Here is a 20,955-nt window from a genome sequence, read left to right as displayed (position 1 = left end):
AAAAAAGCCCCGCTGTTGAGGGCGGGGCTTTTTACTAAAGCAAGTACAAGTTAGATAACTTGAACTTCTTCAGCTTGCATGCCTTTCTGACCGCGGGTAGCGATGAAAGAAACCTGTTGGCCTTCTTTCAGGCTTTTGAAGCCGTCGGACTGGATAGCTTTGAAGTGAACGAACAGGTCGTCACCGGATTGTGGGGTGATGAAGCCGAAGCCTTTTTCATCGTTGAACCACTTAACGGTACCGGTTTGGCGATTAGACATGGTGTAACTCCTTGAACAAAGATAACTGCGACTCAGGAAGAACCCTGGCCGAGACTGAGTGCAAAGAGCAGGAAAAATTCTTGTAGATGGTTGGATCGAAATTCAACATATCGTGTAGAGATTCTCAGTGACACAAGCAGCACAGTGACGCCACCTTAACCCTTTTTCCGGGACGTGCCAATGCTTCTTGCGAAGGTTTCTCTGTTTTAAGGATCGGCGGTGTGACGGTTCGTCGCCAACGCGCGTAATTCCTGCCTGTTCGGCGAGAATTGCACCCCGGACTTTGAACCCGGCGGCGCGCCCGGTAAGATGCCGGACAGAATTTTTCGACCTCGCAATTCAGGACACCCGCCATGAGCATCAAATCGGACAAGTGGATTCGCCGCATGGCGCAGGAACACGGCATGATCGAGCCTTTCGTCGAGCGCCAGATGCGCGGCAGCGACGATAGCCGTGTGATCTCCTACGGCGTGTCGAGCTACGGCTACGACGTGCGTTGCACCAATCATTTCAAGGTGTTCACCAACATCAATTCGGCCATCGTCGACCCGAAAAACTTCGATGCCGGCAGCTTCGTCGACATCCACAGCGACGTGTGCATCATTCCGCCGAACTCCTTCGCCCTGGCCAGCACCGTCGAATACTTCCGCATTCCGCGCAATGTATTGACCATTTGCCTGGGTAAAAGCACTTACGCGCGCTGCGGCATCATCGTCAACGTCACGCCGCTCGAGCCAGAGTGGGAAGGTCACGTGACCCTGGAGTTCTCCAACACCACCAATCTGCCGGCGAAAATCTACGCCAACGAAGGCGTGGCGCAGATGTTGTTCCTCGAGTCGGACGAAGAGTGTGAAGTGTCCTACAAGGACCGTGGTGGCAAGTATCAGGGCCAGCGTGGCGTGACCCTGCCGCGCACCTGAGTCAACCGTCCGACAAATGTCGGGAATTCCTGAGCGGGCGTACACTCTATGGAGTGTACTGTTCCGATCCGCGCAAGGCGGGTCGGGCCATCGCCCAGGAGTGCCGAATGAAGATCGATCCGCGAATCAGTGCCGAACTGGCAAGGCTTGAACCCAATCAGGTTGGCGTTCTGGCCTGGTCCTTGTTGGCACATCCGCCCGTCAGCATGGCAGGGGGCATCCCCGGCCAGCCTGATCCTGATACCCCGAATGAGCAGCCGATGGAGCCTGGCGAACCTACTTTGCCGGATGAGCCACCGCCCGCGCCTGTTGTCTGATAGATCAGACGCTATAGATCAAAAAAGTGGGAGCGGGCTTGCTCGCGAAGGCGGTGTGTCAGGCTGCATGAATGCCACTGACACACCGCCTTCGCGAGCAAGCCCGCTCCCACAGGTTTTTCTGTAGACGTTATTTCAGGTTGCCACTGAGGAACTGCTTCAACCGCTCGCTTTTCGGGTTCCCCAGCACGTCTTCCGGCGCGCCTTCTTCCTCCACCAGGCCCTGGTGCAGAAACAGCACCTGGCTCGATACTTTGCGGGCAAAGCTCATTTCGTGGGTCACCATGATCATGGTCCGGCCTTCTTCGGCCAGGCCCTGGATCACCTTGAGCACTTCGCCCACCAGTTCAGGGTCCAGCGCCGAGGTCGGTTCGTCGAACAGCATGACTTCCGGCTCCATGGCCAGTGCGCGCGCAATCGCCACCCGTTGTTGCTGGCCGCCGGACAGGAATGCCGGGTACTGGTCCGCCACACGGGAGGCCAGCCCTACCTTGTCGAGGTAGCGCCGGGCGCGGTCCTCGGCTTCTTTCCTGTCGCAGCCCAGCACCCGGCGCGGCGCCATGGTGATGTTTTCCAGCACCGTCATGTGGCTCCACAGGTTGAAGTGCTGGAACACCATGGCCAGGCGGGTGCGAATCCGCTGCAGTTCATTGGCATCGGCCACGTGCATGCCGTGACGATCCTTGATCATGCGGATGTTCTGCCCGTCGAGGCTCATGGCGCCGTCGTTGGGTTGTTCCAGGAAGTTGATGCAACGCAGAAAGGTACTTTTACCCGAGCCACTGGCGCCGATCAGGCTGATGACGTCGCCGGTACTGGCCTTGAGCGAAACACCTTTGAGGACTTCATGGTCGCCATAGCTTTTATGCAGGCCTTCGATGGTCAATTTGTACATGGGGCGTGCATCCTCAAGGCGAAAGTAGATAGCCGCTGCGATAGGCTTCGGTGCCCGCGACGTGGGCGATCACCATGCCGGCAGTGGCCATGCGGCGCAGCGAGCGGGCGTACATCAGCCCGGCGGCGGAGCAGTGAACGGGAGTGACGCGATCGTTGATCGGATCAATGACCTCGGCGATCAGTTGCCCGGCTTCCAGGTATTGCCCCGGCAGCGCGGTGAACACCAGCAGCCCGCCGGCAGGCGTGGCTACCGGCTCTACACCGGCCAGCGGTGTCGCCGGATAGGGCAGGTCGGGCAGGGGCGCGGATTCGCCGGCGATCGCGCCGAAATGGGTCAGGTAATCGATCAGTGCCTGGCAATCTCGGCTCGCCAGTGGATGATTGACGTCGCCCTGACCGCGCAATTCGACGGTCACCGAAAAACTGCCCGGTGGAATGTCGAAGTGTTCGCCGAAGCGCTCTTTCAACTGCCACCACAGCAGGGTGAAGCATTCATCGAACGACTGGCCGCCAGAGTCCGTTGCCAGCAGGCTGGCTTCGGCGCCGATGTAACGGGCCAGGGGCTCGACCTGCGGCCAGGCTTCCGGGGTGGTGTACAGATGCGTGACTGCTTCGAAGTCGCAATGCAGGTCAAGCACCATGTCGGCGTCGCAGGCCAGTCGTTGCAGGGCCAGGCGCTGGGATTGCAATTGGGTGTCGGCAGTCTGCCGGGCCAGTGCCTCGCGCAGGCTGCCGCGGATCAGTTGCTGGTTGTGCTGCGGATCGTCACCGAGCTTGCCCTCGATCGCGTTGCCGACTTCTTCACTGAGGTCGACGAACCAGCGGTTGAAGTTCTGGCCGCTTTCCAGCTCGTAGCGGCCCAGCGGAACATCCATCACTACCTGTTCCAGGCCCACCGGGTTGGCGATGGGTACGAGCACGATTTCGCTGCGCAGGCGACCGGCGGCTTCCAGCTCCGCCAGGCGTTGCTTGAGGTGCCAGGCCACCAGCATGCCGGGCATTTCGTCGGCGTGCAGGGAGGCCTGGATGTAGATCTTGCCGTTGGCCGGTTGTGGGCCGAAGTGAAAGCTGTGGATCTGTCGTGCGGTCCCCGGCAGCGGGGCCAGCAGGTCATGTTTCTGGTGGCGCATCTGTTGTTCCTGAAGCAGGTTGAGACCTAGTGGGTCGGCCCGAGGAAGGCCAGCCATCGGCGTTCGGCAAGGCGGAACAGGCCGACCAGCGCAAAAGTGACGGTCAGGTAGATCAGCGCGGCGATGCCGAACGACTGGAAGGTCAGGAATGTCGCCGAGTTGGCGTCCCGCGCGACTTTCAGGATGTCCGGGATGGTCGCGGTGAAGGCCACGGTGGTCGAGTGCAGCATCAGAATCACTTCGTTGCTGTAATACGGCAACGAGCGACGCAGGGCCGACGGCATGATCACGTAGGCATACAGCTTCCAGCCTGTCAGGCCGTAAGCCTTGGCCGCTTCCACTTCACCGTGGGCCATGCTGCGGATTGCCCCGGCGAAAATCTCCGTGGTGTAGGCGCAGGTGTTCAGGGCGAAGGCCAGGATCGTGCAGTTCATCGCATCGCGAAAGAATGCGTCCAGTACTGGCTGGGCCCGAATGGCGGCCAGGCTGTAGATCCCCGTGTAACAGATCAGCAGCTGGATATAGAGCGGCGTGCCACGGAACAGGTAGGTATAGAACTGCACCGGCCAACGGATGTAGAAGTGCGGCGATACACGGGCGATGGACAGCGGGATCGACACGATAAAGCCGATGAAGATCGAAGCGCTGAGCAGCCACATCGTCATGGCCAGGCCGGTGATGTTGTTGCCGTCGCTATAGAGGAAGGGTTTCCAGTATTCCTGCAGAAGTTCGATCATCGTACGGCCTCCCGGGTACCGGCGGAGTAACGACGCTCAAGCCAGCGCAGGATGAAGTTGGACGCGCTGGTGATTACCAGGTAGATCAATGCGGCAAGCACCAGGAAGTAAAACAGCTGATAGGTGCTTTTGCCGGCGTCCTGGGCAGCCTTGACCAGATCGGCGAGGCCGATGATCGACACCAGGGCGGTGGCCTTGAGCATCACCATCCAGTTATTGCCGATACCCGGCAGGGCATAACGCATCATCTGCGGGAACACTACGATCCAGAAACGCTGGCCGCGCTTGAGGCCATAGGCGGTGGCCGCTTCGACCTGACCCCGTGGGACGGCAAGGATCGCGCCACGGAAGGTTTCGGTGAAATACGCACCGTAGATAAAGCCGAGGGTAATGACCCCGGCACTGAACGGGTTGATCTCGATGTATTCCCATTCCATGTAATCGGTCAGGGAGGTCAGCCAGGTTTGCAGGCTGTAGAAGATCAACAGCATCAGGACCAGGTCCGGAACGCCGCGAATGAGGGTGGTGTAGAGCTGGGCAGGCACGCGCATCAGTTTGACTTTTGACAGCTTGGCACTGGCGCCGAGCAGCCCGAGCAACACGGCCACCAATAGCGACAACGCCGACAACTTGATCGTCATCCAGGTGCCTTGCATCAGCAGCGGACCGAAGCCCTTGAGGCTGAAGGCAGAGAGCCCCAGATTTTCTAATAGGTTTTCGAACATAAATCAGCAACCTGATCGGATGAAAAAAGCGCCCATCGCGAGATGGGCGCCGGGCATTATTTGCCGCTGTACAGATTCAGATCGCCAAAGTGTTTCTTCTGAATGGTGGCGTAGGTGCCATCATCGTGTAACGCTTTGATACCTTTATCCAAAAGTGCTTTCAGCTCGGTGTTACCTTTCTTAATGCCGATGGCTGTTTTGGATGGCAGCAAAGCGTTGTCGACCGGCTTGCTGACATCGTAGTCGGCGCCCTGTGGCGACTTCAGGAAGCCCAGTTCGGCTTGCAGCATGTCCTGAATCCCTGCATCGAGACGACCGGAAGTCAAATCGGCGTAGACCTGATCCTGGTTGGCGTAGGCCTGGGTTTTCACGCCAGCCTTGTCCAGAACGGCTTTGGCATAGGCTTCCTGGATGGTGCCTTGTTCGTAGCCGACGGTCTTGCCCTTGAGAGAGGCGACGTCTTCAGTCACGCCAGAACCTTTTTTGGACACGTAGGCGGTTGGGCCGGAAAACAGCTCGCTGGAGAAGTCGATGACTTTCTCACGGGCTTCGGTAACGGTCATCGACGAGATCACGCCGTCGAATTTGTTGGCTTTGAGGCCAGGGATCATGCCATCGAAGTCACTTTCGACCCACTTGCACTTGACCTTCAGTTCGGCGCAGATCGCGTTCCCCAGATCGATGTCGAAGCCTACCAGGCTGCCATCGGCTGCTTTCGACTCGAACGGTGCGTAGGAAGGGTCAACGCCGAAACGCAGTTCTTTGTATTCTTTCGCCATGGCGGAGCCAGCAGCCATGCACAATGCCAGTGCAGAAAGGGTCAGCAATGCTTTTTTCATTATTCAATCCCTAAAACCAATATGAGCGCTCGTGGCGCAGAATTATTGTTACTGGAAAGCGTAAGACCTGTTGAAAGTAGCAATTTCCGAACCAGAGTGCCGAACAAGCGTTTTAAAAGGTGTCTGGAAATAGCCGGAGACAGATTTATGCACGAAAACGGGCGCAGGGAAATGGCCGCACCAGTTCGACTCAAAAAGAAAAATATTTGAGGACGGATAGAGGGGTTAGCTGAGCAGATTTTGCAGGGTCGTCAAACTGTCGGCTTCGTCGACCGACTTATCCTTGCGCCAGCGCAACATACGCGGAAAGCGCACGGCAATGCCACTCTTGTGACGACGGGAGAGGGCGATTCCCTCAAAGCCCAATTCAAACACCAGGCTTGGCTGGACGCTGCTCACGGGGCCGAATTTTTCCACGGTGGTCTTGCGCACGATGCTGTCGATCTGGCGGATTTCGTCATCGCTGAGCCCTGAGTAAGCTTTGGCAAACGGCACCAGGGTGCGTTCAGTGGCCCCTGGCGGGCTGTCCCAGACGGCGAACGTATAATCGCTGTAGAGGCCGGCCCGGCGCCCTTGCCCCCGTTGCGCATAGATCAGCACGGCGTCAACGCTGAACGGGTCGACTTTCCATTTCCACCACACGCCCATGTCCCTGGTCCGGCCGACGCCATACAGGGCATCGCACGCCTTGAGCATCAGGCCTTCGACACCGAGGGCGCGGGATGCCTCGCGCTGGCGGGCGAGGTCGAGCCAGGTGTCGCCGGTCAACAATGGCGAAAGGTGCAACCGCGGGTTGGCGCAGTCATCGGCCACCCGTTCCAGTTGTGCACGACGCTCGGCCTGAGTCCGGTTGCGCCAGTCTTCTCCCTGCCATTCGAGCAAATCGAAGGCGAGCAGCACCACCGGCACTTCATCGAGGATTTTCCGGTCCAGGGTCTTGCGACCGATTCGTTGTTGCAGGAGGGCGAAAGGTTGTACTGCGGGTTCAAAAGCCTTTTCGACGCCGGTTGGCGCAGACTTCCAGGCGACGATCTCGCCGTCGATCACTGTCCCGTCGGGAAGGCCCAGAATCAAACTGTCCAGTTCAGGGAAGCGTTCGGTTACCAACTCTTCACCCCGCGACCAGATCCACAGTCGCCCACCGCGCTTGATCACCTGGGCGCGGATGCCATCCCATTTCCATTCCGCCTGCCAGTGCCGGGCAGGTCCGAGCAGCGCTTCGAATTGTTCCACGGGCGACGACAGGGCATGGGCGAGAAAAAACGGGTAGGGCTGGCCGCCCCGCTGGGCATGTTCATCCGGGGATTCGGCGGCGATCAGTTGCAGGTAGCTGGCGGCGCTGGGGCGGTGGGCCTGATCGGTGTAACCCACCAACCGCTGCGCCACGCGTTTGCTGTCGAGACGGGCCATGGCTGCCAGGGCGCGGGTGACCAGTAATTTGGACACCCCGACGCGAAAGCTGCCGGTGATCAGTTTGATGCAGACCATCAGGCTCACCCGGTCCAGTTGCGCCCATAGCACCGGTAACCTTTGCGCGAGGGATTGTGGTGTTTCGCCGCGCAGTGGCAGCAGCTTGTCCTCCACCCACGTGGCCAGCCCGTCGGTTGAACGGTGCGGCGCTTGCGGCAAGACCAGCGAAATGGTTTCCGCGAGATCACCGACGGCCTGGTAACTCTCTTCGAACAGCCATTCCGGCAAACCGGAAAACGCCACCGCCAGTTCGCGCAGTACCCGCACGGGTACCAATTGCCGGGGACGTCCTCCTGACAGAAAGTACACCGCCCATGCGGCATCTTCCGGTGCGGCCTGGGCGAAGTAGTTTTGCATCGCAGCCAGTTTGGCATTGTTCGATGTCGAGGCGTCGAGCCTGGCATACAGCTCAGCGAATGCCCTCATGGCAGCACCTCGGCCAGCTCGGTCTCGGCAGGGGCTTCTTCGTCTGCACCGTATCGGGTATCGAGCGCCATGGCATCAAGCCCCTGCTCGCGCAAATAACGTACCAGTGCGCCGCTCGATCCATGGGTCACCATGACCCGTTCGGCACCGGTCTGTTCGATGGCCCACAGCAAACCTGGCCAGTCGGCGTGGTCGGACAGGACGAAACCTCGGTCTACACCGAGCCGCCGACGTGTTCCGCGCAAACGCATCCAGCCACTGGCGAAACCATCGCTGTAATCGACGAAGCGACGCATCCAGCTGCTGTTCGCCGCCGAAGGCGGTGCGAGCACCAGCGCCTTGCGCATCATCGGGTCACTTTTTTTGATGTCGGCGGCATCCATCGTGGGCGGCAAATGAACCCCTGCTTCGCGGTAGATCCGGTTGAGGGGGGCCACGGCGCCATGCACGAGAATGGGGCCCAGTCGCGCGTCGATGCCATGGAGAATGCGCTGGGCCTTGCCGAGGGAATAACAGAACAGCACGCTGGTTTTTTCGACAGCCGCGTTGGCTTGCCACCATTGGTCGATCTCGGCAAACACTTGCACCTGGGGTTGCCAGCGGTAGATCGGCAGGCCAAAGGTCGACTCGGTGATGAAGGTGTCGCAGCGTACGGGTTCAAACGCTGCACAAGTGCCGTCGGGTTCGGTCTTGTAGTCCCCGGAAGCCACCCAGACTTCTCCACCGTATTCCAGTCGCACCTGCGCCGAGCCGAGTACGTGGCCGGCGGGATGAAAACTGAGGAACACGCCTTGATGCAGCAGGCGTTCGCCATAGCGCAGGGTTTGCAGATTGATGTCCTGGCCCAGTCGCGCACGCAGAATGGCCTCGCCGGGCGCTGCCGCCAGGTAGTGCTGATTGCCGGCGCGGGCATGATCACCGTGGGCGTGGGTGATCACGGCGCGTTCGACCGGTCGCCACGGATCGATATAGAAGTCGCCGGCAGGGCAGTACAAACCTTCGGGACGCGAGATAACAAGGTCCATGGCGTTGCCAGAGTGGAGAGATTTGTTAGCTATGAGCCTGGCGTGGGGAGAGAAGTTCTATCGGGCTTATGGGCGGATGAAATACCCGTGTGGGAGCGGGCTTGCTCGCGAAGGCGGACTGAGATTCAAAACAAGTGTTGAATGTTCAATCTTTCGCGAGCAAGCCCGCTCCCACAGGGATCAGCGTTACTTGCCGGGTGTCAGTGTCAGTCGATTCTTGCCATAGGCGTTGTCGAAGTTCTGCGGCTGCATCGGCAGGCTCATGTACTGGCCCTTGAGCCAGGGTTCGATGCTGTTGAGGTAGTTCGCACTGGCCGGGTTGCCGGACTGACCGGTGCCGTTCTGCACCATCAGCGGTTCGGACTGGCCGAAGTCGACGATAAAGCGCATGGCGGGCGCCAGCGTGGTGTTGAAGTCCTGGCCCCAGGCGAACGCGGCGGTGTTGAGTGTGGTGTGATCGCCACCGGCCGGTAGCGGACCGCGTACCGTCTGGCCGCTGCTGTTCTTCCATTCATAGCGGTGCAGTTTGCCCCACTGCCAGGCTTTGTGATCGCCGCCCAACTGGCTGTCGCCTGCGCTGATCGCTGCAGCGAGGCTGCGGGCGAGGATGGCCGGTTTGTCTTCTTTCTGCGCGCTGCGCACGTCATCCCAGAACGGGCTGTCCTCACGCCCCAGCAAGTGATCGGCCTGGGCCGCGTAGGACAACTTGCCGTCAGCGACAAAGGCCTTCCACGCCGGGCTGCTTTCCGGGCCCAGTTCATCGAGGAAGATCTGCCGGGTGCTTTCCTGCAGGAACAGTTCGTAGATGGCCGCATCGGTGGACGTCGGGCTGAGCTTGCCATCGAACGCCATCAAGCGGCTGTAGGCTTCGTGTGCCTTGGCGCGATCGGCCGCCGGCAAGGCGTCGATGGCTTGTTTGAGTGGCTGGGCCATGCCCGGCGCTTCGAACATTTTCTTCAGCTTGGCCGCGAAGGTCGTGGTCTGGTCGTACTGCATGGCGATCAGGCTGCGGCTGTCGTGTTTGCCTGCGCCGGCCAGTTCGGCCAGACGCTCGCCGCGCTCCGGAGCGGCCCAGGAATTGGACAACTGCATGCCGTAGCCATGGGGAATGACCCGCTGGTTGGCGGTGCCGAGCCAGCCTTGGGCCGGGTCCTGGTCGTACGGATGCAACATCGGGTCGGCATAACCGTCCCAGTCGTAGCGACCTTCCCAACCCGGCGAGGGCAGCAGGCCTTCGCCTTCGCGGCGGTTCGGATAGCGGCCGGTGACCTGCCAGCCGATGTGGCTCGCGTCGGCAAACACCAGGTTCAGTGCGATGGCGCGGATTTCGCGGCTGGCATCCGAAGCTCTCTCGGCGCTCTGGGCGCGGGACAGGTCGAAGAACGCGTCCAGGGTCTTGTCGTCGGTGAAGTTCGGCATCTGCAAGGCCAGGCCGAAACCATTGGCCAGCGAGGTGCCCTGGGCGCTGTTGAGCAGCGGGCCATGGCGGGTTTCGTACACCGCCTCGCGAATTGGTCGCTGGCCTTTGACGAAATAGGTTTCGTTGCGCACGATCGCCGGCTGCCACTTCCCGGCGTTTTCGTAGGTAAGTCCGTTGCCCTGGCGCTTGATCTTCTCCAGGAACAGGTCCTGGTTGTCGCCCATCGCGGACGCCATGCTCCACGCCACTTTACCGTTGAAACCACCGAGCACCATCGGCAGGCCCGCGATGGTCACGCCGGACGCCTGATACTTCGGCGCGCGAATCTGCACGTAACTGAACAATGAAGGCACGCCCAGCGGGCCGTGACTGTCACTGGCCAACAGGCTCTTGCCGCTGCGGCTGCGTTGCGCGGCGATGGCCCAGTTGTTCGACGAGGTAGCGCCCAGCAGGTTGAGGTCCGACAGTTGTCCCGTGGCTTTGCTGAGTTCGGCCAGGCCCGGTACTTGCCCGTTGAGCTTGAGGCCCTGGAGTTTTTCGCTCTCGGCGACCGGCAGTTTTTCGTCGGGGGCGGACGGCGTCAGCCACGCCAGTTTGTCGGTGGTGACGGTCTGGGCCAGTACCAGCGAGGAAATCTCTTCCGGCAGGTTGGTCGACTGGCTGAAGTTCAACAGGCAGAAAATCAGCGCCGAATCTTCCGGCTGCCAGTATTCAGGCTGGTAGCCGGTGGCCGCGAGGTCCGCCGGCAGCTTGTCGCGGTAGCGGAACAGGTAGGCGTTGACGCCCCGCGCATAGACTTCGAAGAAACGCTTGAGGCGCGGCGAAGACGCCTTGTACAACTCGCCGGCACTTTTCTTCAGGTTGACTGCCCGCATGTAACGGTCGGCATCCAGCAGGTCCGCACCGTGCATCTCAGCCAATCGGCCCTGGGCCAACAGGCGCAGGGTGACCATCTGCGTGATGCGGTCGCTGGCATGCACGTAACCGAGGGTGAACAGCGCATCGTGGAAGCTGTTGCTCTCGATCAGCGGCATGCCCATGGCATTGCGGCGCACCGAAACGTTCTGCGCCAGGCCCTTGAGCGGTTGCACGCCGGAGGTCGGCGGGAGGGTGTCCTGGGCGTTGAAGTTCTGACAACCGGTCAGGCTCAAGACGCCCGCCACTGCTGCGGCAACGCCGAACCGGGGTAGAAAATGAGTAAGGGCTGGCGAGGCCATGGCAAAGCTCCTGCGGGGGTGGTGGCGCAATAAAGGCGCTACGTTAGTGAGCGGGCGATGGCCGCGCAAGCGGGTCACAAGGTTATTTCGGGATTTGGCAAAGATCGCAGCCTTCGGCAGCTCCTACAGAGATACGCCGATCTCGCGTAGGCGCTGCCGAAGGCTGCGATCTTTTGATTCTCAACAGTGGCTTGTCACCCGTAACCGGTGATGTTGAAGTGCGACACGGTCAACAATCCTGGAGAAAAATCGGCATGGAGCTCAAGGCAAACGCGGCACTGATCATCATTGATCAACAAAAAGGCATCCTTCACCCCAGGCTTGGCCGCAGGAATAATCCTCAGGCCGAAGAGCGCATGCTGGAACTGCTCGGTCATTGGCGACGCACCGCTCGGCCGGTGATCCATGTGCAGCACCTGTCCCGCTCGGAGGACTCGGTGTTCTGGCCGCAGCAGTCGGGCGTGGAGTTTCAGGAGCGATTCGCGCCAATGGCCGGCGAACGCTTGATCCAGAAGCAGGTGCCGGATGCGTTCTGTGCAACGGGGCTGGAGACGCAGTTGCGCGAGGCGGGGATCGGGCAGTTGATCATCGTGGGCGTCGCGACCCACAACTCGGTGGAGTCCACGGCGCGCACCGCGGGCAACCTGGGGTTTGATACCTGGGTGGCCGAGGATGCCTGCTTTACCTTCGACAAGGCTGATTTTTTCGGCCATGCCCATAACGCCGAAGAGGTGCATGCGATGTCGCTGGGGAATCTGCACGGCGAGTATGCGACGGTGGTCAGCAGTGCGCAGATCCTGTCGGCCGACTAAGTATCTGTCCAATCACTGTGGGAGCGAGCTTGCTCGCGATGGCGTCAGGTCTGTCGACCTCTATGTTGAATGTGATACTGCAATCGCGAGCAAGCTCGCTCCCACATGGGATCTGCATTCACAGGACCGTTGTCTGGCGCAGATCGAATGTAGGAGCGAGCCTGCTCGCGATGGCGATTCAATTGGCGAAATCGATATCCGCCCGAAGCATCAGGCGCCGTGGCACTTCTTGAATTTCTTGCCGTTGCCGCATGGGCACGGATCGTTGCGGCCGACGTCTTTCAGGGCATTGCGCACCGGTTCCTGGTGAGCGTGGCCACAGTTCGGACCGTGGACATGGCCGTGGTCGTGATCATGGTGGTGATGGTCATGATCGTGATCGTGGTTGCAGTCAGGGCCGTGGACATGGGGTTGCTGGGTCATCGGTGTTGCTCCGGAATTAAATCGGCGGCGATTATCACGCCATTGCGCGCCAGGTGCACGTAGTGAGCGATGAATATACCGGTTTCCAGTTCACCTTCCAGACGATAGGGAATGGGTTGGTCGGATTTTTTCAGCAGTTTGGCCAGATCCCGGACCTTGGACCACAGGTTGGTGCGGATCGGCACCTTGAAGTAGGCACTGTGCCCGGGGCTGATGGTGAACCAGTGTTCGTACTCGCCGTCGGCCAGCAGTATGTCACCCAAGTGAACGCGGTACTCCAGACTGCGCACCGTCAGGTCGCTGTCGTTGGGGTTGTCGATGCGAAAATGCAGGAGGAATTTCTGCTCCAGCAGTTTGGTGCTGACCACCTCGATCTTCACCAGATGGACCTCGGGGTCCGGCAAGTCGTCGTCGAACCACGACGCACAGCCGCCGAGTCCCAGTGTCAGGAACACGGTGAGCAGACAGAGTGCGCAGCGGCGGATGATCATTGTGGTGGTTCTCCCTTGAGTCCCAGTCTAGACCCAAAGGATCGCAGCCTTCGACAGCTCCTGCGTGGTGGGCAGTCATTCCATGGACTAGCTGCTGAAGTAACCCGCACAACATTTCTTGAACTTCTGTCCACTGGCACATGGGCAGGGGTCATTGCGCCCGAGTTTGAGTTGCACGGTCGGGTCGATGAAATACCAGCGCCCGGTGTTCTGTACGAACGATGAGCGCTCTCGATGGCTGTGCTCGCCACTGCTGTCGTGCCACCGCGCGGTGAAGGTCACGAAAGCGTGTTCAGGCTGGCCACCCAGCACTTCGGAGCTTTCCACTTCAAGGCCCAGCCACGTACTTTGGGCGCTCCAGTCGCTGATCGATTGACGGTCCAGACCGGCCTGTTGGGCGGGCAGGGTGGTGGCCACCAGATAGTCGACCAACCCCAGCACGTAGGCGCTATAGCGCGAGCGCATCAAGGCTTCGGCGCACGGCGCCGGGTGTCCGGCATGGTAGTGACCGCAGCAGGCATCAAGCAGGGTGCCGCTGCCGCAAGGGCAAATGGATGTGCTCATTGCTTCCGGAGCCCTCTTAACAGTTATATGTGTTTTATCTTCCATAAATCAGTCACTTAACTAGTCTAACTTTTTTCACATATTTTTTACGCGTGGGTGACTGCCAGTCTGCCTCATTGCAGTCTCATGGCAACCCCTCATTTGAGCGTTCTTCAGAGGTGGAGGTTAGTCCATGACGGTCAACTGCCGACATTACCTGCCTTGCTTGATCTTCGAGCACAACGACCAACCAGTCATCCCGGCCGAAAGCGTCTAAGCCGTTTTCGAAAGCTGCCGACCATCAAGGGCTGCTACCGACCTGGAGCAGTCGGCGAACAGAATAATTGCAAATTAGTGGCTATGCTTGGACTGCTGTCGATACTGATCAGTCAGTCCGGCAGGCTGCGCGGAAATGACCCGCAACGTGCCCTGTGTCATTCGACTGTTCTGCGTGAAGCATCCAGTTCAGGGGCGCAAATCCGCAACGACACTCGGGTAGACATGGAGCAAACCCTGCACCTGCAGAGACTGCTTCCGAGAGTAAAAAAATTCACCATGAAATTAGCATCGCCAAATGCATTGCTTAGTGTTGGCACAAAAGGTTGATTGGTTTCCGAATACCGCTTCTATGGGGCAATTTAGAAGGATTATGTTTGGAGATTGTGGAAATGGATTCTTTCAGGAATAAAAACGCCGCAAAGCAAGCCATACCCACCAGTTCAAATAAGCCGCGCTCGACCAAATGGCACCGCATGTACTTTTTTCTTGCGGGATTCGACGTGCTGGTTGTTGTGCTGAGCGTGCTTTTGAATCACCTGATCGTCGATACCTATCACCGCTCCATCAAGGCAAACCAGTCGTGGGTCCAACAGCTGTCGAGCTATTCAACGCTGGGCAGCCTGGCTTCCACAGTCAATGCGCCAGGCAATAATGTGTTCGATACACATGATGTTGAAGCCGAATCGCGGAACATGAATGAAGCCTTGCGCGCCTTCAACGAGCATTTGGCAATGGCCAAAAAACAGTTGGAGGTACGGATCGCCAATGAGGCCGAACACAGTGCAGATATACAAGCCTTTACCCTTGCATTGAAGGATGAGGTGGGTGCAGTTGATGCCGCGATGGTTGAAATGGTGAACGAGGCCTTGCTGATCTTTTCCTACTTCAGGGAGGGGCAGTCGGATAATGCCGGTAAACGCATGGCAACGATGGACAGGAAGTTTTCCCTGTTGCTCGCCTCACTCAGTACCGTGCGGGATCGCGTTGGCCTGATTCAAAGCAAGCTCCTGGAGGAGGAGCTTGAGTCGGTCGAAGAACTGCGTCGGGTCGAATACGCGATCATGGTGTTCGTGCTACTGATGGTCAGTGCGGCCATGATCTACGGGGGCAAGATCAGGCGCGAAATGGAGTCGCAAGCAGCTGAAAGGGAAGGTTATCTGGCCGTGCTGCGCGAAAGCGAGAAGCAGGCCCGCCAGCAAGCATCGCTGCTGGACAAGGCCCAGGACGCCATTGTCGTTCACGGGATGGATAACCGCATCCTGTACTGGAACAAAAGTGCCGAGCGTCTCTACGGTCTGTCAAAGGAAGAGGCACTCGGCAAATCGGCACAGGAGTTGATCTACCAGGGTAGCGCCGCTTTCAATGTGGCCACTAACAGCCTGATAGAAACGGGTGACTGGGCGGACGAAGTTACACTTCGACGCCGGGATGGCTGCACCATCACGCTTGAAAGTCATCGAACCCTGGTGCGAGACGATGATGGCCAGCCGCAATCCATTCTGTCGATCAATACTGACATCACCCACCGTAAGACCGCTGAGCAAGAGGTCCAGCGTTTGGCCTTCTACGATCAGTTGACCGGGCTGGCCAACAGGCGGCTCATGTTGGACCGGTTACAGCATCTGCTGGCGGGCAGCTCCCGTAGCCTGCATACGTACGCGATAATTCTCATTGACCTGGATAACTTCAAGGCACTGAACGACACGCTGGGGCATGACAGAGGCGACATGTTGCTGCAGCAAGTGGCTCTGCGCCTTTGCGGCTGCATACGCGAGAGCGACACCGTGGCTCGCCTGGGCGGAGACGAATTCGTCGTCCTGCTGGATGGCCTTAATGAGAATCCTCGAGAAGCCGCTATCCAGGCCAAGGCTATTGGCGAGAAGATTCTCAACTCTCTGAACATTTCCTACCAGTTGGATGGATATGAGCACCACAGCACCCCCAGCCTCGGCATTGCGCTGTTCCAGGGGCAACTGAGCACAGTGGACGATATTATGAAGCGCGCTGACCTGGCGATGTATCGCGCCAAGGCGGCGGGCCGCAATACCATGCGCTTTTTCGATCCGGAAATGCAGGCGGTTGCCACGGCACGCGCCAGGCTGGAAGTAGACTTGCGCCAAGGCTTGCAGGACAACGAATTCCTTCTTCATTACCAGCCGCAGGTGAATAGTGAGGGCCGTATCATTGGCGCAGAGGCACTGATGAGATGGCAGAATCCTGAGCGCGGAGTCGTGTTTCCAGGCGAGTTCATTCCATTGGCAGAGGAAACGGGGTTGATTCTGCCATTAGGCCGTTGGGCGCTGCAGGCTGCCTGCACTCAGCTGGTTGCCTGGGCAAAGCATTCGGAAACCGCCCGACTGGGTATGGCTGTGAATGTCAGCGCCCGTCAGTTTCACCATCCGGACTTCGTCGAGGAGGTACTGCAAGTACTGAGACTCACGGGGGCCGATCCGAAGAAATTGAAACTGGAGCTGACCGAAGGCCTGCTGATAGAGGATATGGAAGGTACTGTCGCCAAAATGATCGAGTTGAAAGAGATCGGCATAGGCCTTTCGCTGGATGATTTCGGAACCGGCTACTCGTCACTGTCATACCTGAAGAGCCTTCCGCTGGATCAACTCAAGATCGACCAGTCCTTCATCAGAGATGTGCTGGTTGATTCCAACGACGCCGCCATCGCCTGCGCTATTGTGAGCCTGAGCCAGATATTGGGGCTTTCGGTGATTGCAGAAGGTGTGGAGACAGAAGCTCAGCGTACCTTTCTGGTCAAGCATGGCTGCCAGACCTACCAGGGCTTCCTGTTTTCCCCGCCACTGCCAGCCGAACAGTTTGAGGCGTATGTTCACGAAAGATTAATGGCGAGCACTGATTCCCCATGGACCAAGACTAACTCGCCATAACTTCGCAGCTTCCTGCGAGCTTCGCGATCATTGCATTACCACCAGTATTTCCCGAAGTTTTCCGGATTGGCCCAGAAGCGCGAATTGAGCCAGTCGGGGACTTGTTTGTATTCAAGCAGATCGTAGGTAAACAGGGTCAAGACCTGTTCGTCCCGTTGAAAGCGTTCGCTGGCTTGCAGGGCCAGGGAGAAAAAGTCCGTTTCCTGCCAGCCACAGGCCGGCAGATCCGCCAGCACGGCGATGCGGCTGGCGTTGAGGTTGCGGATGCCGCCCAGCAGGTTCAGGCCGTCGCGCTTGGGCAAATGCTCCAGGCAATCGACCACCAGGGCCAGGTCGAATCGGCGGGCCGCCAATTCGTCGGGCAATGGGCCCGGGGCCGCGAAAGCCACGCAGCTGTCCGGGTGTGCGAGTTTGAATGCTTCCAGTGCCGGGAACTCGCTGGCGCCGATCAACAACAGGCGCGCGGGGGCATATCGGTCAAGTAAAGCGGCCAGTGCCTGCTGCGGCGTGCGTGAAGAAATACCTGCAATCATCGAAGATCCTCAATCAGATCTGCCAAGACTAGCCTGCCCGGACGTTCGGGCCTAGAGCACCCTGGCGACAAAAGCGCCAAACTGCCGTTAATGCGTGAGTAAACAGCATGGCCTATTGCTGGCGGAGTTTAATACTCGGGTCTTTACTACCTGAATCGGTTCTAAGCCGATCCTTCAGGAGAAAACTAGATGAGCATAGTTCGGACAGCATTACCCTTGGTTCTGCTAACCAGTGTGTTGACTGGTTGCGCAGGTTTGCAGAAAACCGACTGGCCGACCTGTGCGGCGGTTGGTGGTGTCGTGGGTGCGGGCCTCGGTGCGACCGAAAGCTCGGCATGGGCAGGGTATGGTGCTCTGCTCGTTGGCGGTACGGCAGCGGCTTATTGCTGGGTGCACGGTGATGGCGATGAAGACGGCGACGGTGTGCCGGATAGTCGCGACAAGTGCCCGGGCACGCCTAAAGGCGTTCAGGTCGATGCCAACGGTTGCCCACCACCAGCGCCTGTGGTCGAAGAGGTGGTTGTGGTCAAGGAAGAAACCATCGTCATCCGCGATGTTCACTTCCAGTTTGATAAAGCCACGCTTACCTCGTCCGATAAACAGGTCCTCGACAAGATTGCCACTCGCCTGAAAGCCGAAGCCCCAACTGCTCAACTGACCGTCACCGGTCATACCGACAGCGTGGGCAGCGACGCCTACAACCAGAAACTGTCGGATAAACGCGCCCACTCGGTGGTTGAATACCTCATCGAGCAAGGCGTACCTCGCAGCAACTTCGTGTCGGTGGTCGGTGCCGGTGAAAGCCAGCCGGTTGCGGACAACAAAACCGCTGACGGTCGCGCACAGAACCGTCGTACGGAAATCAAAATCCAGCGTTAACGCCCATCGCATCCGCGCCTTGTGCAGTCGCGGATGCGGGTCTTTACTCCTGTGTAACCGGTATGGGCCGGTGACACAGGAGCTTTCAATATGATCGTTCTCACAAGGACCGTCTTGCCGGTTCTGCTACTTGGCAGCCTCTTGACCGGCTGCGCGACCCACAGCGATGGCACTGCCCCCCTCAATCAACGCACCTGGCCAATCTGCAGCCTCATCGGCGGCCTGGTCGGCGGTGGCCTGGGCGCAATCGATAGTGGCGCCTGGGCCGCGGGTGGGGCGGCACTGGGTATCTTGTCCGGCGGCTTGATCTGCTACGCCCAGGATGGCGACGAAGACGGCGACGGCGTTTTCGACCGGCGCGACCGTTGCGCTGATACTCCCGCCAATACCCCGGTCGACCATCGCGGCTGCCCGGTGCCGCAGTACCCGGACCGCGTCCAGACGGAACCTGCGCAAACCGAAGTCATTACGCTGAGCGATCTACTGTTTGTGTTCAATCAATCCGACCTGACCCCGACGGCCAAGAGTCAACTGGATGCGTTGATGAGCCAGTTCCTGGATGCCGATGTGGTCAGCATCAAGGTGGTCGGCCATACCGACAGCGTCGGTTCGGATGCCTATAACCAGGCCTTGTCGGAGCGACGCGCCAGCAGCGTGGCGGAATACCTGATCAGCCAGGGTGTGGCGCCGAACAAAGTCACCAGCGAAGGCAGGGGCGAAAGTCAGCCGATTGCCGGCAATGACACGGACGAAGGTCGTGCGAAAAATCGTCGCGTGGAACTGCATATAAACCGCTGAGCCAAGAGATAGAGCCGTCGAGCGACAGTTGTGAGCGCTGCGACGGCCGTTCGGCGGCCTTCATGAAGATTTTTCCGTTGCCCTCTGGCTTATCCCGCGCGGAAGCCGTTACTGTGCGCCCAAACAATAATTCTCATCGGGGGAGCGTATGAAGGTCTTATGGGGGCTGGGGCGGTTATTGACCCTGCTGTTCTGGTTGGTGGTGCTGGTCAATCAGCTCACGCCATTTGTCTTTCCGCTGCACCTGTTGGTCAATCTGGCCGGCGGCCTGTTGGGGTTCATCCATCTTCTGGAAGCACTGTTGTGCTATCGCAGCCTGCGAGGTCGCGCCCATCCCTGGCTTGACCGCCTGAAGATCGTCATTTTCGGTGTATTCCACCTGCAAACCATTCCAGCCCCCAGCGCTTCGAAGGCTTCCCATGCGTAAATTCTGTCTGCTCGCCGCACTCATCAGTCCATTGGCCAGCGCACAGGTGGTGAGTGTCGAACCCAACTCGCTGATGCGCTTGCCCAACACCGCCAGCACCCTGCAACTGGAACGCCTGGAAGTGGCCGATTACGGAACCTTACTGATTCCTTCCAACGTCACCGAAGTCACCGTGGGTGAGTTGCATCTGGGACGTGAAGCGCGTATCGCCATTGTGCCGGGAGAGCAGGCGCTGGCGCTGAAGGTCCGTCGCGCTGATTTGTCCGAAGGCAGCCAGATCACCGCGCGTGGCGCGCCCGGGACCTATCAGAAGGCCGCCCGCTCCGGGCGCAATCTTGATTTGCAGATCAAGACACTGAACGCACCGCAATTGTTGGTGGACGCTCGAGGCGGCGCAGGCGCACCGGGATTTGTCGGCCTGGATGGCGCCAACGGTGAGGACCCTGGCTGCACCTGGGGCCAGGCCGGTCGCGGTGCCGATGGCAGTGATGGCAGCAATGGTCAACCAGGTGCGCCGGGTGCGTTGGTCAAGCTGGTAGTGCCGCACGACTTTCCGGCAGACCGGATCAAGGTGCAGGTGGCTGGCGGCGCCGGTGGCCTGGCCGGCCCGGGCGGCAAGCCGGGTGCTGGCGGCAAGGCCAAGGGCTGCCTGGTCTACAAGGCCGATGGTGGCAAGAGCGGCAAACCTGGCGCCGACGGCCAGCCGGGGTCAGAAGGCGCCGCGGGTTCGGTGACGGTTCAGCGCTTGTAAAGTTAACCAAGAACTACTGTGGCTAGGGGGCTTGCCTGTGGCGAGGGGGCTTGCCCCCGTTGGGCCGCGAAGCGGCCCCAATTCCGGCAATCGCAATACTGCTGAAGGTTAGCGGTGTCTGGTTTTACGACTGCTTCGCAGCCGAGCGGGGCGGTGCGGCGATCCGACAAGCCCCCTCGCCACAAAAGCGCTTTAGATTCAAAACATCGGCCGCACCGCCGCAATCGCCACCACAGCCAACCCCACCAACAGATTGATCCCCACCAACCGACGAATCCGCCCCAGCACACCGGCACCCGCCGGCCAATCCTGTTCGGCCACGGCGGTGCGCAGCTCCGGCAGCATCAGCGCCTGAATGCGGATAAACAGCGCGGTCATCACCACATACAGGCCCATCATCACTTGCACATAGCGCGGTGCGGCTTCAAAGCCGTTGAAGTGCATATGCAGCATGCCCACGCCACTGACCGGCAACAGCACCACCGCCACCCAGACCCAGCGGAAAAAACCTTGAAACACTTCTACCCACAACTTCAGCCGGGCAGGGCCTTCAAGTGCCGTGATCGCGGCGGGGCGCAGGACCATCCAGGCGAAAAACATGCCGCCGACCCAGACCAGGGCAGCCAGTACATGCAGGCTATATATGAGGCTAAAAGGTGTCATTCGGGTACTCCGTTCTGCGCGGGATTCATTAGCGGGGTATGATAGCCGTCGAACCGAACCACTGAAAATTTAT

At 59.3% G+C, this 20,955-nt stretch carries 22 protein-coding genes; 8 read left to right on the top strand and 14 right to left on the bottom strand.

Features of this window, described 5'->3' with window-relative positions; all coding sequences use genetic code 11:
* Window positions 1-50: 50 nt before the first annotated feature.
* Window positions 51-260, bottom strand: a complete 210-nt coding sequence (locus AC3WJW_RS02900) for a cold-shock protein (RefSeq protein WP_002554837.1) — start codon at window positions 258-260, stop codon at window positions 51-53.
* A gap of 353 nt (window positions 261-613) precedes the next feature.
* Between AC3WJW_RS02900 and dcd the strand changes: the two genes are divergently transcribed.
* Both dcd and AC3WJW_RS02890 read left to right on the top strand, forming a co-directional pair.
* On the top strand, window positions 614-1,180 hold the full coding sequence (dcd, locus tag AC3WJW_RS02895) for a dCTP deaminase (protein WP_007940589.1): 567 nt from the start codon (window positions 614-616) through the stop codon (window positions 1,178-1,180).
* Between the two features lie 107 nt (window positions 1,181-1,287).
* Entirely contained in the window at window positions 1,288-1,497 is a 210-nt protein-coding gene (locus AC3WJW_RS02890; protein WP_015093806.1) for a hypothetical protein, read from the top strand.
* A gap of 130 nt (window positions 1,498-1,627) precedes the next feature.
* Here the strand turns inward: AC3WJW_RS02890 and AC3WJW_RS02885 are convergent, their stop codons facing one another.
* The 8 genes from AC3WJW_RS02885 to AC3WJW_RS02850 all read right to left on the bottom strand — a co-directional run bounded on the left by AC3WJW_RS02885 (window position 1,628) and on the right by AC3WJW_RS02850 (window position 11,383).
* Entirely contained in the window at window positions 1,628-2,392 is a 765-nt protein-coding gene (locus tag AC3WJW_RS02885) for an ABC transporter ATP-binding protein (RefSeq protein ID WP_104450648.1), read from the bottom strand.
* A 13-nt stretch (window positions 2,393-2,405) separates the two neighbouring features.
* Window positions 2,406-3,524: a succinylglutamate desuccinylase/aspartoacylase family protein gene (locus AC3WJW_RS02880; protein ID WP_493725046.1), complete on the bottom strand. Its 1,119-nt coding sequence runs from the start codon at window positions 3,522-3,524 to the stop codon at window positions 2,406-2,408.
* A 26-nt stretch (window positions 3,525-3,550) separates the two neighbouring features.
* Window positions 3,551-4,261 carry an ABC transporter permease gene (locus AC3WJW_RS02875; RefSeq protein ID WP_102702564.1) on the bottom strand — a complete coding sequence of 237 codons (711 nt, stop codon included), beginning with the start codon at window positions 4,259-4,261 and terminating at the stop codon, window positions 3,551-3,553.
* Window positions 4,258-4,986 carry an ABC transporter permease gene (locus tag AC3WJW_RS02870; RefSeq protein ID WP_095943917.1) on the bottom strand — a complete coding sequence of 243 codons (729 nt, stop codon included), beginning with the start codon at window positions 4,984-4,986 and terminating at the stop codon, window positions 4,258-4,260. Before AC3WJW_RS02870 ends, AC3WJW_RS02875 begins: the two co-directional genes overlap by 4 nt.
* Before the next feature lie 56 nt (window positions 4,987-5,042).
* On the bottom strand, window positions 5,043-5,825 hold the full coding sequence (locus AC3WJW_RS02865) for a transporter substrate-binding domain-containing protein (RefSeq protein WP_008052144.1): 783 nt from the start codon (window positions 5,823-5,825) through the stop codon (window positions 5,043-5,045).
* Window positions 5,826-6,050: 225 nt separating this feature from the next.
* Complete coding sequence (locus tag AC3WJW_RS02860) at window positions 6,051-7,721, bottom strand: ATP-dependent DNA ligase (RefSeq protein ID WP_493725045.1); 1,671 nt, start codon at window positions 7,719-7,721, stop codon at window positions 6,051-6,053.
* The gene (locus AC3WJW_RS02855) at window positions 7,718-8,746 is read right to left on the bottom strand and encodes a ligase-associated DNA damage response exonuclease (protein ID WP_493725044.1); all 1,029 of its coding nucleotides are present in this window, start codon (window positions 8,744-8,746) and stop codon (window positions 7,718-7,720) included. Before AC3WJW_RS02855 ends, AC3WJW_RS02860 begins: the two co-directional genes overlap by 4 nt.
* A 186-nt stretch (window positions 8,747-8,932) precedes the next feature.
* Window positions 8,933-11,383, bottom strand: a complete 2,451-nt coding sequence (locus AC3WJW_RS02850) for a penicillin acylase family protein (RefSeq protein WP_493725043.1) — start codon at window positions 11,381-11,383, stop codon at window positions 8,933-8,935.
* Window positions 11,384-11,637: 254 nt separating this feature from the next.
* Here AC3WJW_RS02850 and AC3WJW_RS02845 point away from each other — a divergent pair, with 254 nt between their 5' ends.
* The gene (locus AC3WJW_RS02845) at window positions 11,638-12,195 is read left to right on the top strand and encodes a cysteine hydrolase family protein (RefSeq protein ID WP_493725042.1); all 558 of its coding nucleotides are present in this window, start codon (window positions 11,638-11,640) and stop codon (window positions 12,193-12,195) included.
* Window positions 12,196-12,405: 210 nt separating this feature from the next.
* Here AC3WJW_RS02845 and AC3WJW_RS02840 read toward each other — a convergent pair whose 3' ends face one another.
* The 3 genes from AC3WJW_RS02840 to AC3WJW_RS02830 form a co-directional block, all read right to left on the bottom strand.
* Entirely contained in the window at window positions 12,406-12,618 is a 213-nt protein-coding gene (locus AC3WJW_RS02840) for an SEC-C metal-binding domain-containing protein (RefSeq protein ID WP_015093814.1), read from the bottom strand.
* Window positions 12,615-13,109, bottom strand: coding sequence for an LEA/WHy family protein (locus tag AC3WJW_RS02835; RefSeq protein ID WP_493725041.1), 495 nt, complete (start codon window positions 13,107-13,109; stop codon window positions 12,615-12,617). Before AC3WJW_RS02835 ends, AC3WJW_RS02840 begins: the two co-directional genes overlap by 4 nt.
* Window positions 13,110-13,196: 87 nt before the next feature.
* On the bottom strand, window positions 13,197-13,673 hold the full coding sequence (locus AC3WJW_RS02830) for a YchJ family protein (RefSeq protein ID WP_104450640.1): 477 nt from the start codon (window positions 13,671-13,673) through the stop codon (window positions 13,197-13,199).
* A 647-nt stretch (window positions 13,674-14,320) separates the two neighbouring features.
* On the opposite strand from AC3WJW_RS02830, the gene AC3WJW_RS02825 reads away from it, so the two are divergent.
* Window positions 14,321-16,831: a putative bifunctional diguanylate cyclase/phosphodiesterase gene (locus tag AC3WJW_RS02825; protein WP_493725144.1), complete on the top strand. Its 2,511-nt coding sequence runs from the start codon at window positions 14,321-14,323 to the stop codon at window positions 16,829-16,831.
* Between the two features lie 35 nt (window positions 16,832-16,866).
* On the opposite strand, the gene AC3WJW_RS02820 is transcribed toward AC3WJW_RS02825, so the two are convergent.
* Complete coding sequence (locus AC3WJW_RS02820) at window positions 16,867-17,364, bottom strand: DUF6231 family protein (protein ID WP_007971634.1); 498 nt, start codon at window positions 17,362-17,364, stop codon at window positions 16,867-16,869.
* 189 nt (window positions 17,365-17,553) lie between these two features.
* Here AC3WJW_RS02820 and AC3WJW_RS02815 point away from each other — a divergent pair, with 189 nt between their 5' ends.
* The 4 genes from AC3WJW_RS02815 to AC3WJW_RS02800 all read left to right on the top strand — a co-directional run bounded on the left by AC3WJW_RS02815 (window position 17,554) and on the right by AC3WJW_RS02800 (window position 20,219).
* Window positions 17,554-18,243: a PA1041 family peptidoglycan-binding anchor lipoprotein gene (locus AC3WJW_RS02815; RefSeq protein ID WP_102702555.1), complete on the top strand. Its 690-nt coding sequence runs from the start codon at window positions 17,554-17,556 to the stop codon at window positions 18,241-18,243.
* Window positions 18,244-18,333: 90 nt separating this feature from the next.
* Complete coding sequence (locus tag AC3WJW_RS02810) at window positions 18,334-19,041, top strand: PA1041 family peptidoglycan-binding anchor lipoprotein (RefSeq protein ID WP_493725040.1); 708 nt, start codon at window positions 18,334-18,336, stop codon at window positions 19,039-19,041.
* A gap of 148 nt (window positions 19,042-19,189) precedes the next feature.
* Window positions 19,190-19,468, top strand: coding sequence for a DUF1145 domain-containing protein (locus AC3WJW_RS02805; RefSeq protein ID WP_218503852.1), 279 nt, complete (start codon window positions 19,190-19,192; stop codon window positions 19,466-19,468).
* A complete protein-coding gene (locus tag AC3WJW_RS02800; RefSeq protein ID WP_493725039.1) occupies window positions 19,461-20,219 on the top strand; it encodes a collagen-like triple helix repeat-containing protein in 759 nt (252 codons plus the stop codon). Before AC3WJW_RS02805 ends, AC3WJW_RS02800 begins: the two co-directional genes overlap by 8 nt.
* Before the next feature lie 198 nt (window positions 20,220-20,417).
* Here the strand turns inward: AC3WJW_RS02800 and AC3WJW_RS02795 are convergent, their stop codons facing one another.
* A complete protein-coding gene (locus AC3WJW_RS02795; RefSeq protein ID WP_493725038.1) occupies window positions 20,418-20,882 on the bottom strand; it encodes a CopD family protein in 465 nt (154 codons plus the stop codon).
* Between the last annotated feature and the right edge of the window lie 73 nt (window positions 20,883-20,955).

This window comes from Pseudomonas sp. GW821-FHT07G06, from assembly GCF_058986625.1.
The sequence above is the reverse complement of the archived record's forward strand: the minus strand, read 5'-3'. Positions and strand labels throughout refer to the sequence as shown.

Bases quoted from the DNA above. Each gene is read 5' to 3' on its own strand.
- AC3WJW_RS02900 (WP_002554837.1), bottom strand. From the start codon at position 260: ATGTCTAATCGCCAAACCGGTACCGTTAAGTGGTTCAACGATGAAAAA.
- AC3WJW_RS02835 (WP_493725041.1), bottom strand. From the start codon at position 13,109: ATGATCATCCGCCGCTGCGCACTCTGTCTGCTCACCGTGTTCCTGACA.
- AC3WJW_RS02860 (WP_493725045.1), bottom strand. From the start codon at position 7,721: ATGAGGGCATTCGCTGAGCTGTATGCCAGGCTCGACGCCTCGACATCG.
- AC3WJW_RS02820 (WP_007971634.1), bottom strand. From the start codon at position 17,364: ATGATTGCAGGTATTTCTTCACGCACGCCGCAGCAGGCACTGGCCGCT.
- AC3WJW_RS02865 (WP_008052144.1), bottom strand. From the start codon at position 5,825: ATGAAAAAAGCATTGCTGACCCTTTCTGCACTGGCATTGTGCATGGCT.
- AC3WJW_RS02800 (WP_493725039.1), top strand. From the start codon at position 19,461: ATGCGTAAATTCTGTCTGCTCGCCGCACTCATCAGTCCATTGGCCAGC.
- AC3WJW_RS02850 (WP_493725043.1), bottom strand. From the start codon at position 11,383: ATGGCCTCGCCAGCCCTTACTCATTTTCTACCCCGGTTCGGCGTTGCC.
- AC3WJW_RS02825 (WP_493725144.1), top strand. From the start codon at position 14,321: ATGGATTCTTTCAGGAATAAAAACGCCGCAAAGCAAGCCATACCCACC.
- AC3WJW_RS02795 (WP_493725038.1), bottom strand. From the start codon at position 20,882: ATGACACCTTTTAGCCTCATATATAGCCTGCATGTACTGGCTGCCCTG.
- AC3WJW_RS02855 (WP_493725044.1), bottom strand. From the start codon at position 8,746: ATGGACCTTGTTATCTCGCGTCCCGAAGGTTTGTACTGCCCTGCCGGC.
- AC3WJW_RS02805 (WP_218503852.1), top strand. From the start codon at position 19,190: ATGAAGGTCTTATGGGGGCTGGGGCGGTTATTGACCCTGCTGTTCTGG.
- AC3WJW_RS02815 (WP_102702555.1), top strand. From the start codon at position 17,554: ATGAGCATAGTTCGGACAGCATTACCCTTGGTTCTGCTAACCAGTGTG.
- AC3WJW_RS02880 (WP_493725046.1), bottom strand. From the start codon at position 3,524: ATGCGCCACCAGAAACATGACCTGCTGGCCCCGCTGCCGGGGACCGCA.
- AC3WJW_RS02870 (WP_095943917.1), bottom strand. From the start codon at position 4,986: ATGTTCGAAAACCTATTAGAAAATCTGGGGCTCTCTGCCTTCAGCCTC.
- AC3WJW_RS02875 (WP_102702564.1), bottom strand. From the start codon at position 4,261: ATGATCGAACTTCTGCAGGAATACTGGAAACCCTTCCTCTATAGCGAC.
- AC3WJW_RS02830 (WP_104450640.1), bottom strand. From the start codon at position 13,673: ATGAGCACATCCATTTGCCCTTGCGGCAGCGGCACCCTGCTTGATGCC.
- dcd (WP_007940589.1), top strand. From the start codon at position 614: ATGAGCATCAAATCGGACAAGTGGATTCGCCGCATGGCGCAGGAACAC.
- AC3WJW_RS02890 (WP_015093806.1), top strand. From the start codon at position 1,288: ATGAAGATCGATCCGCGAATCAGTGCCGAACTGGCAAGGCTTGAACCC.
- AC3WJW_RS02810 (WP_493725040.1), top strand. From the start codon at position 18,334: ATGATCGTTCTCACAAGGACCGTCTTGCCGGTTCTGCTACTTGGCAGC.
- AC3WJW_RS02840 (WP_015093814.1), bottom strand. From the start codon at position 12,618: ATGACCCAGCAACCCCATGTCCACGGCCCTGACTGCAACCACGATCAC.
- AC3WJW_RS02845 (WP_493725042.1), top strand. From the start codon at position 11,638: ATGGAGCTCAAGGCAAACGCGGCACTGATCATCATTGATCAACAAAAA.
- AC3WJW_RS02885 (WP_104450648.1), bottom strand. From the start codon at position 2,392: ATGTACAAATTGACCATCGAAGGCCTGCATAAAAGCTATGGCGACCAT.